Source organism: Paenibacillus sp. 598K, assembly GCF_003851045.1.
In the GTDB taxonomy this organism is placed as follows: domain Bacteria; phylum Bacillota; class Bacilli; order Paenibacillales; family Paenibacillaceae; genus Paenibacillus_D.
Map to the genome: position 1 here is coordinate 46,114 of NZ_BFBX01000093.1, position 11,496 is coordinate 57,609.

Annotated in this window: 6 protein-coding genes; all 6 read left to right on the plus strand. The window is 62.6% G+C overall.

Annotated elements, in window-relative coordinates; genetic code table 11:
* The first annotated feature begins 169 nt into the window (after window positions 1-169).
* Window positions 170-3,559, plus strand: a complete 3,390-nt coding sequence (locus tag PA598K_RS25075; RefSeq protein WP_128659583.1) for a tubulin-like doman-containing protein — start codon at window positions 170-172, stop codon at window positions 3,557-3,559.
* Window positions 3,559-5,976 (plus strand): transcription initiation factor TFIID, encoded by a 2,418-nt coding sequence (locus tag PA598K_RS25080; protein ID WP_128659584.1) that lies wholly within the window; start codon window positions 3,559-3,561, stop codon window positions 5,974-5,976. Before PA598K_RS25075 ends, PA598K_RS25080 begins: the two co-directional genes overlap by 1 nt.
* A 69-nt stretch (window positions 5,977-6,045) precedes the next feature.
* On the plus strand, window positions 6,046-7,344 hold the full coding sequence (locus PA598K_RS25085) for a vWA domain-containing protein (RefSeq protein ID WP_128659585.1): 1,299 nt from the start codon (window positions 6,046-6,048) through the stop codon (window positions 7,342-7,344).
* A 55-nt stretch (window positions 7,345-7,399) separates the two neighbouring features.
* Window positions 7,400-8,035, plus strand: coding sequence for a beta-mannanase (locus PA598K_RS25090; RefSeq protein WP_128659586.1), 636 nt, complete (start codon window positions 7,400-7,402; stop codon window positions 8,033-8,035).
* A 683-nt stretch (window positions 8,036-8,718) separates the two neighbouring features.
* On the plus strand, window positions 8,719-9,978 hold the full coding sequence (locus PA598K_RS25095) for a TRAFAC clade GTPase domain-containing protein (protein ID WP_128659587.1): 1,260 nt from the start codon (window positions 8,719-8,721) through the stop codon (window positions 9,976-9,978).
* Window positions 9,978-11,496 (plus strand): GAP1-N2 domain-containing protein (locus tag PA598K_RS25100; RefSeq protein ID WP_446674102.1); only part of this gene is annotated, 1,519 nt, incomplete at its 3' end. The genes PA598K_RS25095 and PA598K_RS25100, both read left to right, overlap by 1 nt.

Below are 11,496 nucleotides of genomic sequence, written 5' to 3' on the forward strand. Positions count from 1 at the left end.
AAACGGCTCAGGCAGCGTCATCGAACGCTCCGGCCGCGCCGTCGACGCCAGCAAGGGCCTCGAGCTCAAAAACGGCGACCGCGTCACCGTCGTCCTGCAGCAGGTAGATAAAACGATCCACATCGAATATATCGTCTAAAAAATGAACCACCACTAGGGGGTAGAAACTATGAAACCAGTCATTCGAGAACATATCCAACAGCTCGACGTCTCGCTGGGCGGAGGCATCGTCAGCGAGAAGATCCGCGTCGATACGATCGACAATCCGATCCTCATCATCGGTCTGGGCGGTACCGGCATCGATGCGCTGCTGCGGCTCAAATACCAGATCAACCGTCGCTTCAAGCTGCCGGAGGACCCGGTGTCCCGCCGCAAGATGGAGAAGCCGAACAACGTCGAGTTCCTCGCCTTCGAGACCAACGAGCAGGATCGCAACAAGCGCTACAAAGGGATCGGCCTCGACCCGATCAATGAGTTCGTGCTGCTCTCCAACGCCGAGGTCGGCGGACTGCTGCAAAACCGCAGCATCCTCGAGCCGTACATCACCGAGTGGCTGTCGCCGGAGCTGAGCATCACCGACGGCATGAACGGCGCCGCCGGCGTCCGCCAGGCCGGGCGTCTGCTGCTGTTCACCAAGATCAACCAGGTCGTCCAGAGCATCGACAAGAAGATCAAGACGCTGTCCGTCGGCACGAACAAAAAGCTGATGGTGTTCCTGCTGACCGGCCTCTCCGGCGGCACCGGCAGCGGCACCTTCCTCGATATCGCCTACATCGTGCGCGGCATCATCGAGCGCGACCACGGCTCGGCAGGCATCGACCGCGTCAATACGCTCGGTTATCTGTTCACGCCGGACATCAATCTGGCCAACAAGAGCCTCAGCGAGCATACGCGCGAATATATCCGCAAAAACGGCTACGCCGCGCTCAAGGAGCTGGACTACTGGATGAACGTCGACAGCCGCGGCGACCGGTTCCGTCAGCAGTACGGCAACATCCTGACCGTCAATTCGCCGCTGCCGCCGTTTAACCTGTGCCACCTGATCTCGGCCACCAACGCCGAAGGCAAGCTGCTGGAGAACGCCTACGACTACTGTATGAACGTCACGGCCGAGAACATCACCAACTTCATGGCCAGCGAGGACAAGCAATCTGGCGAAGAGTTCGCCATCCATGACTATATCAGCAACATCCGCACCAACATCGCGCAGATGAACAAGCTGTATCCGGCCAACTACGACTACAACATCATCGGCGCCTCGTCGGCCGTCCTGCCGATCGAGGAGATGACGACGTATCTGGCGTATCGTCTGTTCGCCAAGATGGACACGATGTTCGACAAAGCGCCGAATCAGGAGGACGTGGAGAAGTTCGCCCGCAAGCTGGGCATCGACCTCGACTCGGTCGTCAAGGCGTTCGAAGCGCGCGTGCCGGACCCGCTGCCGGGCTTCGAGAACAGCGAGCGTCTGAACTATAACAACGTCATCAAAATGCAGTCGGTCAGCATGGACACGGAGCTGGAGATGACCTTCCTCTCGCGCGCCCGCGAGGAATACATCAAGGCGAAGAAGCAGCTGCCGGGCGAGATCGCCGGGCAGTTCACCGATCAGGTGCGCCGCCTCTTCCTCCATCCCGAGCAAGGGCCGTTCTATGTGTCGCGGCTGCTCTATACGGAGAAGGGCTTTTGCATCCTCAAGATGCTGCTCTCCTATATCGAGACGCTCAAGGAAAATCTGACCCGCATCCCGCGCGAGATCGAAGAGGCGCAGGATGTCGCCGACGAGCGGATGGGCGACGCCAAGAGCGCCTTCGTCTCCAAGGACAAGAAGAAAAACAACTATATCGAAGCGAAGATTCACGAGTACTGGCTGCGCGCGGACATCGAGCGCAATGAGCAGATGATCGAATTTTACGAGGACCTCTACCAGCTGCTCAATCAGGAGAATAGCCGCATCTACAATGTGTTCACCGAGACGCTCAATGTGCTGAACGGCATCTTCTCCAAAAACAGCGAGCTGCTGACCAGCGGCGAGGAGCAGGTCGATCACAAGGGCAACAAAACGTACTACTGGAATCTGGTCAGCGTACCCGATATCTCCGAGATGATCACCAAGATGATGGACAAGCGCGACGGCGACGATCTGATCCGCGACTTTACGCAGGCGCTGCTCGACCACTCCGATCTGTGGCTCAAGGAGCAGGAGATCGACATCGTCGGCTCGATCTCGGCCTTCCTGACCGACAAGTTCGGCGATCTGATCACGCAGTCGATGGAGGAGTTCCTCGTGCTGAAGTACGGGAACGACGAGTCGATCGAGAAGTTCGTGGAGCGGCATATCGCCAGCAAGCTCGACGAGGAAGCCGTGCCGGTGTTCCATCTGAGCAACAGCTCCGGCAATCTGCATGTGCCGTCCTGGGGCTTCGTCTCCGTGCCGCTGAAGGCGCCGAGCATCCTCAAGGGCATCCGCAACTATCAGAACAACGCGATCGGCAAGTCGCACTTCACGATCAAGGAGAGCGAGGTCAAAAACCGCATCTTCTGGCTCAACACGCGCAATGGCGTGCCGCTGTTCGTCTATACGCCGCTCAAGGTGTATGAGGAGAGCTACGAGCGGACGATCCTCGACAAGGAAGGCGTCGGCCGCCATCTCGTGCAGACGGACAAGGTCAACTGGACGTACCTGCCGTCCCCGATCCCGGAGAAGTCATGGGGCGATACGTATACCAATCCCCGGGTGCGCGCCCATAACGCGCGGGTCCGTGAGACCTTCGACAAGGCGACTGCCTACGGCATCATCCTCGCCAAGGACGTCGACAATACGACGAGCAGCCGCTATACGGTGCGGATGACCAAGCATTTCGACCTGGGCGCGACGCTCGAGGCGTATCATATGCAGCTCGGCTCATCCAAGCCGAACCTCGGCGAGGTGAAGCGCGCCTACCATGAGCTGCGCCGCCTGCTGACAGACAGACTGGAAAGCGAGTCGACCAAGGACATCTTCGGCAGCTACAACGAGGACCTCGCCAAGGAGAATCTGATCCGCTCGCCGGAGCTGCTGGCCCGGGTGCGCGAGGAGCTGGCCAAATACGAGGCGATCGAGCGCAAGGCGGCGGAGCTGGAGCAACTGCTCGCCCTGCACGAGGACGAGGACAAGTGGTACGATCAATTCATCGAGGCGCTCTACACCGACACGATCCAGAAGAAGGGCGCGCTCTATGTCTATGATCGCGATCCGGAGGAGGAGCCGTGGAGCCCGTTTGCCAACCTCGTCAAGAGCGGCAACTATGTGGAGTACGAGATCTTCGAGAGCTTCCGCAAGCTCGACGACCGCAGCCGCAGCACGCTGCTGCGCAAGAGCTCGCGCCGGGTGGACGAGCTGACGTCGGCCGAGGACACCTCGCCGCTGCTGGAGCGGCTGAACGCGATGTTCAACAGCTTCCTCGAAGCGCGCGAGCGGCTCGAATACGAGAAGCTGGAGCTGGCGGGCGGCGAGGAGCTCTACCAGTTCTACCGGAACATGACAACCAAGCTGCATGACATCCGCAGGAAGCTGAAGTAATGGCGCGGCCGAGGCTACAGGCATTCGCCGCCGAGTACGAGGCCGCCCAGCGCAAGCTGAGCGGCCGTCAGGACGATCAGAGCAGCATCCACTACCCGACCGTCTTCTTGTTCGTCGGCGACAGCGTCGCCGAGACGGTCGGGCCGATGATGGAGGCCAACGCCGTCCGTTGGGACAATCATGCCGGCGTCATCTACTACGAGATTGCCGGACATGGCGAGGAAGCGGCGCTGACAGCCGATGGTCGGCAAGACGCTGCCGGGATGACCGCCGGCATGATGCGCACCGTGCTGCAAGGCATCGGGGAGGCGGCCGCTGGCGACAAGAAGACGGCGCGGCAGGCCGTCTGGCAAGCCTTCCACAGCAACCCCGACTGCTTGCGGCAGCTGAACCGGGCGCTGCGTCAGATCAGCGACCGGATCGCCGACTACGGACGGCTGTACCATTCGTTCGACCGGTTGCACATGGCCGTCGTCACGCGCGTCGACGATCCGCTCAATGTGCTGGCGCCGGAGCTGACGCTGCTGGCGCGGACGATCTTCCAGCAGCTCTTCAAGTCGGTGCAGCTTGACCTGTATACGCTCATCCAGGAGCGCGACCAGGACGAGGGCTACGGCTACGCGGGAGCGGCCGGGATCGGCTTCCTGCGCGAGCTGTCAGGCATGCAGCAGCCGGACTACCGCTATGAAGCGGAGCTGCTAGTGACCGGCGACGGGCTGGCGATCCCGGTGTCGCATGGCCCGGCGCCGCTGTTCGATCTCGTCTACATGCTCTCCGACCGCGACGAGCGCGGCCTCAGCGTGCCCGGCGGCCTCGAGGACAATGCGGCGCTGATCGGCGCGATCCTGCTGCTGAAGAACCGCAAGCCGCGCCCCGAGGACGGCGAGGGCGCAGCCATGCGAGCGGACAGCTACAACAACGCCTCCTTCCGCAGCAGCCTCAAGGCCGACTCTGGTCGGCAGGGCTACGTCTCCGCGGGTCTGGCTGCTGTGCGGCGGCCGAACCACGCGATCGCGCTGGCGGTTCTCTACCACAGCGCTCGCGAGCTGCGAGGGCGGCTCGCCGCCGATCCGGGGCTCGATGCGCAGGCGGTGCTGGCCGTATTCGGCCTCGACGAGCCGTCGACGTATGCCCGGATGGCGGACCTGCTGCCAGGCCCCGAGCGGCTGGAGGACATGAACGGCATGCTGACGCATCCGGTCGGCTTCGACCAGCTCCGCCGCATGACGCTGCGGGAGGCCGAGGCGGCGCTGCTCGGCGAGGGCGGCGAGCGCTTCTTCCGCAGCATGTTCGAGGATGCGATGCGGGCGCGGCTGGCAGAGCTGCGCGTCGACGAGGAGCTGCGGCGGGCACTGGCTCGCAGTCAGGCGCGCGAGCGCGGCGTCAGCTTCATGCAGTTGGCCGCCTGGACGCGTGAGCAGCCCGAGCCGGGCGAGGCGGTACGGCTGCTGCAAGCGCGCATTCGCGAGCTGGGTACGGCGATGCAGGTCGCCGAGCAGGAGCTGGAGCAGACGCTTGCGCTGCGGGTCGACGACCTCAAGTTCCCACGCCTGCCCCTGCTCAGCAAGCACAACACGCGGGCGTTCCTGCGTGTCTTCTTCGAGCAGGTGTACGGTCAGAAGTGGGATCTGCTGCAGCTCCGCCTCGAGCGCGAGCTGTGCCGGCGCTTCCTGGAGGCGCTAGCCCGTCTGCACCCGGAGGCGCAGCACAAGGCCGATCGGCTGGTCGCGCTGGAGCAGACGATCCTCGAGGCGGCGCAGGCGAGTATCCGACAGACCGACGACTATACCGGTCAGAATATCCTCGCCTACTACGAGCGCGTCACCGCCGAGCTGTTCGCCGAGATGGAGGAACGGCGCGGCCCCGGCTTCCTCCGCGAGCCGCGAGCCATCGGCGATGTCGATGCCCTGCTAGCAGACAGCGCAGATCCGCTGCTCGAGCGGCTTATCGTCTTCTGCCGCGAGCAGCTGCTGACGGCGGAGCCGTTCACGCTTTCCTTTGAGGAGGAGCTGCTGCGCCGCGCCAACGTCTCGGTCGAGTACGGCAACCGCGAGGCGCTCTCGCGCGAGGACCTGTTCCTCCGTCTGTACCGGACGCTGCAGGAGCAAGCGATCATCCGCATCCGGCTGCTGGACTACACGCACGAGCATCGACACGAGGAGAGCTATCTGTTCGGCGACGGCGAGAGCGCCTTCGTCCGTTATGCGCTCGGCGCGGACGCTTCCTCCCGCATCCACAAGCTCGGCGTCGTCCACGAGCGGCGCAGCAGCAGCGTGGACAAGCTGAGCCTGATGGGCGGCTTCCACCTGGAGGATCTGATCTATTATCGCAACAACAAGGTCTACTACGAGACGTATCTGCGCAACGGCTACCAGTTGCATGGCCCGAGTCCCGAGACGCTGCCGGAGCTGCTGTAGCTTCCAGAGCGGCGCCGGATCAGCGCGCGAGACACAAGTGGTGATATATGATGGAAGAAGGGGAATGTCATGCAACGAAAAGTAAATGTCCTGCTCCTCCTGTTCGGCCTGATCGGCGCGGTCGTCGGCTTCGCCCTCGGCGAGCTGCTGCTCGGCGCATACGGCGACAGCATGCCGCGACCGGTCCTGATCGGACTGTACTTCGGCGTCGCCGCCCTCGCCATCGGCCTCGGCTGTCTGATCGCCGAGCTGATGCAGCCGCTGCTGAGCGGCTCCTCCTGGCGAGCTCGCTATACCGATCTGTCCTGGAAGCTGTTGGCGCCAGCGACGCTGGTGCTGCTGTTCGTCGGCGGCAGTCTGTTCCAGCTGCTGTACGGCCTCCATCTGGGCGGCGAGCGGCAGGTTCGCGACTATGTGCTCGTCATCGACAACTCCGGCAGCATGACCGAGACTGATCCGGGTGACGAGCGGTTCGCCGCCGCTCGCGAGCTGGTCGACCGGATGAACGAGAAGACTCGCGTCGCCGTCGTCGTCTTCACCGATCAGGCCCAGGTCGTACAGCCGTTCACGCGGATGGACCGGCAGATCGAGAAGGACGAGGTGTATGCCGCGATCGACAGCTTGCAGACCGCCGAGGGCGGCACCGACTTCGCTGTGGCGCTCGAGCAGACGCTCAGCCTAATCGACACGCGCACCGAGCCTGATCGCGGCGTCATGGCGATCCTGCTCTCCGATGGGCAGAGCGATGCGGACATCCAGAGCCAGCTTGACCGCTTCGTCAGTCAGGAGATCGTCCTGCATACGGTCGGCCTGGCCCTCGACGATGCGAGCGGCGTCGCAGCGCTGCAATCGATCGCGACAGCGACCGGCGGCTCGTACCATGACGTCCGCGAAGCGGGCGAGCTATCGCTCGTCTATCGCTCGCTGTACGACGAATCGGTCGAGGATCGGACGCTCGTCACCGAGCGGGACGGCGCTTCGGCGGACAGCGGCTTCTACCAATGGCTGCGCATCCTCTCGATCGCGGCGCTGGGCGCGTTGATTGGCGTTGGGATGGGCGTCTTCTTCGACAACCGTTACCTCGCCCGCAGCTTTGGCATCGGCGGCGCGGTCGGCGGCCTGATCGGCGGCTGGCTGCTGGAGGGCAGTCTGTCGGGCATCGGCTTCACCGATGGCCTCTCGCGCCTGGGCGCGTTGCTGCTGATCGCCTTCTTCATCGGCCTCTTCCCGCTGTTCGTGGCGGTCCGCGAGAATACGCGCGGCCAGAACGCCGGCAGCGGCAAGCCGCGCCGGGCGGCTCGGGTCGGACGCCCGACCGACGACGAGGATCGAAGGTCGACCCGCGACCGTCGCAACCGGGGCTTCTGAGGAGACGCCGACGAACTCGTCACCCGATCTCTACATTACCAACGGAGGGATACGCATGCGATTCCAGCCGGCTGAGCCGGATTCACCTGTTATTACGCAACTGACCCGCACGATCCAGGACGGCCGCTGCACGCTGCGCTGGATATGGCCGACCGGCGTCGACGCCGTCTATATCGGCTGCACGCCGGAGCCGCCGCATGGCGGCGAACCGGAGCGACGCGGACTCAAGCTCTATACGCGGGCCGAGTACAAGGCCAATCATGGCTACTCTTTCCGCATAGAGGGCGTCGGCACCTCATACTATACCGTCTACGCCTGCCTGGAGAGCGGCAGCGACCCGCTGCTCATCCTGCAGCCGGACGCAGACAACACCGCCGCCGTCAGCGCTGGACGCGCCAAGATTCGCTATGCGATCCGATATAAGAGCGGCTGGCTCAGCAAGCGCAAAACGGTGCAGATCCACGTCTCGCCCGAGGTGCCGATCGGCGAGGATGTGCTCTGCTACGTGAAGAAATCGGGCGGCCCGCCGACCAGCATCGACGACGGCATCCGTTATCCGTTCATCACGCCGTTTGCGGCCGGACGCAACGAGCTGCCGCCGATCGAGATCGCCAAGGAGGAGCAGATCCGGCTATTCTTTACCGATCGTCAGCTCTACGGCGCGGTCTACGAGCTGATGCCCGAGACCTGAGCGCTTATTCGATCTACGAGCTGGTGCCTGAGATCTGAGCGCTTATTCGATCTACGAGCTGGTGCCCGAGACCTGAGCGCTTACGCAGTCCGCGAGCTGGCTTCAGAGAGCTGAGCGCTTACCAGGTCTACGAGCTGGTACCTGTGACCTGGGCGGCTGCAGGATGCTGAACAGCTTGCGGTGCGCCACTCCATTCACCTTGAAGGCTTGTCCCCAGATTTCTTGATGATCTGACAGCAGAAGCTTTCGAAATCCGGGGACAATGGGCCGGATGATAGAGCGATAAATGCAAAAGTACCTTTATTTGCGGCGAAATGAGGTAGAAACAGGTAAATAAATGCAAATGTGCACTTAATCTTGTTGAAATTGCCTCCTCATGTCCCATTTTCCAAAAATAACTGCACTTTTGCATTAAAATTCCCTTTGCACCCGCTTTGGAGCATAAATAAAGGTATTTTTGCAGTTACGCAATGAAAGGAATCGCTTTAGGATGCATATACGCAAGTCATGCGCGTATCGCGAATGGAGCGAGTCTCAATAAGCAAGAGGAAGACGCGTGACCGTGCAATGTCTATAGTAACGGTATACCAGGATCGTGCTACTAGTTATCGGCTCCTGGAACGACGTTCCTTTTAGGTGCTGCGAGGAGCGGCAGTTGAGCTTACTTTAAGGAGGAGTACGCCATGGGTTTATTCGACCTGTTCAAGCGGAAGCCGGAGCCCGAGCCGGAACCGCCGTTTTACGATATCGTCTGCCCTTTTTGCTTCAGCAAGTTCACGCCGGACGATGTCGTCTTCCGCGCCATCCATTACCGGGAGGACGACGAGGACTACGCGCTCGGCGAGGACGAGGAGCTGAATCGATACCGGGAGCGGTTCGGCCTCGACTCCGTCCACGATATCGAGGCGGTGCTCGACCCGCGCGATGTGCCAGAGGAGCGCCGCATCTACTCCGACGAGGTGCTGATCGGGCTCAATGACCGCTACGGCGAGATCACCCGGCGACGGCTTTGCCCGAGATGCCACAACGAGCTGCCGGTGACGGCAGGCAAGGTGCCGAGCAACATCATCTCGATCATCGGCGCCTCCCAGGTCGGCAAGTCGGTGTACATGACCTCGCTCATCCATACGCTGCAGCATACGACGGCCGATCATTTCGGCGCCGCCTGCATGCCGTTGACGACCGAGATCAGCCGCAAGTTCCGCACGCTGTACGAGGAGCCGCTGTTCGAGCGGGGCGATCTGCTCGCCTCGACCCAGAAGGAGAAGATGCAGGAGCCCTTCATCTTCCAGTTTGTCTTCCGCGACGAGCGCAAGCCGCCGCTGACGCTGGTGTTCTTCGATGTCGCCGGCGAGGGCATGGTGGAGCAGGACTATCTGAGCTTGCACGGCCAGCATATCAAAAACTCCGCCGGTATCCTGCTGCTCGTCGATCCGCTGCAGATCCGCTCGATCCGCGATCGCATCCGCATCCAGCTCGGCGACGCGCCCGGCGAATGGGTCTCGCAATACGACGAGCCGCGCGACGTCGTGCTCAGTCTGTTCGGCGACTTCATCGCCTATCAGGACAACAGCAAGACCGACATCCCGACGGCGGTCGTCCTGACCAAGAGCGACATGCTGCATGCGCTCAAGGACGAGGACGGCGAGTATATCAAGTCAAACAGCAACATTTTTAATAATATGGTGCATCGGGATTACTTCAACCTGAACGAGTTCGAGAATATCGACGGCGAGATCCGCCGCTTCATCGAGAAGGTCGACCGGCCATTCAAGGGGACGATGGACGTCTACTTCAAGGATACCGCCTATTACGCCGTGTCCGCGCTCGGCAGCAATCCGGTCGATCAGAAGATGCAGACGGTGGTCCAGCCGATCCGGGTCGATGAGCCGTTCATCTGGCTGCTCTACAAGCTGAACTACATCGAGGGGAGACGAGACTAGTGCCAACACCGACTCCCGCCAGAATCCAGCAGCAGATGTATACGCGCGAGCGCCGAGGCGTGTTCCGCTCCACCGAGGGCTACGACACGATCGCGCTATCGACTGGACTGGACAGTCAGCTGGTCAAAAAACAACTTCATCCTTACTGCGTCTACGATGCGCCCGCCGAGCTGGCGGGACGCGGCGAGAAGGACGCGAGCGCCTACCCGGAGACGATGCACGCCGTACGTCTGGACAACGGCGACCTGCTGCTCGGCCGCAGCGTCTATGTGCCAGCGGACTTCACTGGTCTGCGCAGCACCTTCTTCACGCACAACTATGTCATCCCGGCCGGGCGGCTGGAGCAAGAAAGCGCGGACGTCCCAAGCTGGCTGAACGCCGACTTCCAGAGCAGCTATGCGATCGACCAGGGCAGCGAGCTGCCCGAGCTGGACGAGCTGCCGATGCGCGCTCCCGCGCTAGATGAGCCTGCGCGCGACGCGCTGCGCCGGATGGGCCTGGACGAGAAGCGCTACAAGCAGCTGCTGTTCGCCGTGATGACCGCTGTCGGCGGCAAAAAGAAGGTCTACCTCGCGCTCGATGTGCCGATCGGCGAGCTGCCGTTGCGGGCCCGGCAGCTGCTGCAGCTGCTCTATACGTCGCTGCCTCCCGCCTTCCGTCGGCAGCTCGGCTTCATCACGTATGCCAAGGACCCGCAAAGCCGCAAGTCGGTCCATCTGATCTTCGTCGAGAAGGGCAGTCTGCGGCCGGGAGACCGAACGCTGGAGCGCGAGTTCGTGTTCGATCTGCCCAGCGACCGCGTCGTTAATGTGAACTACGAGGGCGACGGCCAAGCGTTCCTCGACCTCGCCTGGGCGAATCTGGAGCAGCCGGAGCGGGCCGCGCAGTTCGCCGAGTTCGCCGAGCGGATACTGGCGGACATGGGCGCCGAGCATCATACGTCGATGGCGGATTATCACCACCTGGCGCTGCTCTATCGTGTCGGCGAGGGCGATCGCGCCGCCTACGAGGCCGAGCGGCTGACTGTGCTGCGCAGCGCGCTCAGCTACCTGAAGCCGGACGGCGCGCTGCCGCGCAAGCCGCAGCTGCTGCAGCTGATGGGCGCGCGCTTCCAGGACGAGAATGCGGCGCTGCAAGCCGGGCGGCTGCCCGAGCCGGCGGTGGCGCAGGTGTTCGCCGACTTCTACGGGGCTGGCGGCACGGCGATCGAGTCCCAGCTCGTCCGCTACTTTATGATGGCGATTCAGGCCGCCGTCCGGGAGCAGCGGGGCGACGAAGCCGCCGCCTACTACCGGGCGCTGGAGTCGCAGCCCCGACTGAGCGAAGCGTTTTTCCGCAAGGTGCTCGCCGATGAACGACTGACAGCGCAGCTCTTCGAGCCTTATCTGGCGCGCAAGCTTAAGGATGCCTCGCAGCTGCGCGATGTCCTGCAGGTGACGCTGCAATGGCTGACGCGCAACGTCGAGCTGCTCTCCTCCGCAGCGTTCTCGGCGCTGGTGCGGATGCGGCTGGCGGGGA

What these genes read in the sequence shown, in the direction of transcription:
- PA598K_RS25085 (WP_128659585.1), top strand. Translation starts at nt 6,046, where the DNA reads ATGCAACGAAAAGTAAATGTCCTGCTCCTCCTGTTCGGCCTGATCGGC.
- PA598K_RS25080 (WP_128659584.1), top strand. Translation starts at nt 3,559, where the DNA reads ATGGCGCGGCCGAGGCTACAGGCATTCGCCGCCGAGTACGAGGCCGCC.
- PA598K_RS25090 (WP_128659586.1), top strand. Translation starts at nt 7,400, where the DNA reads ATGCGATTCCAGCCGGCTGAGCCGGATTCACCTGTTATTACGCAACTG.
- PA598K_RS25075 (WP_128659583.1), top strand. Translation starts at nt 170, where the DNA reads ATGAAACCAGTCATTCGAGAACATATCCAACAGCTCGACGTCTCGCTG.
- PA598K_RS25095 (WP_128659587.1), top strand. Translation starts at nt 8,719, where the DNA reads ATGGGTTTATTCGACCTGTTCAAGCGGAAGCCGGAGCCCGAGCCGGAA.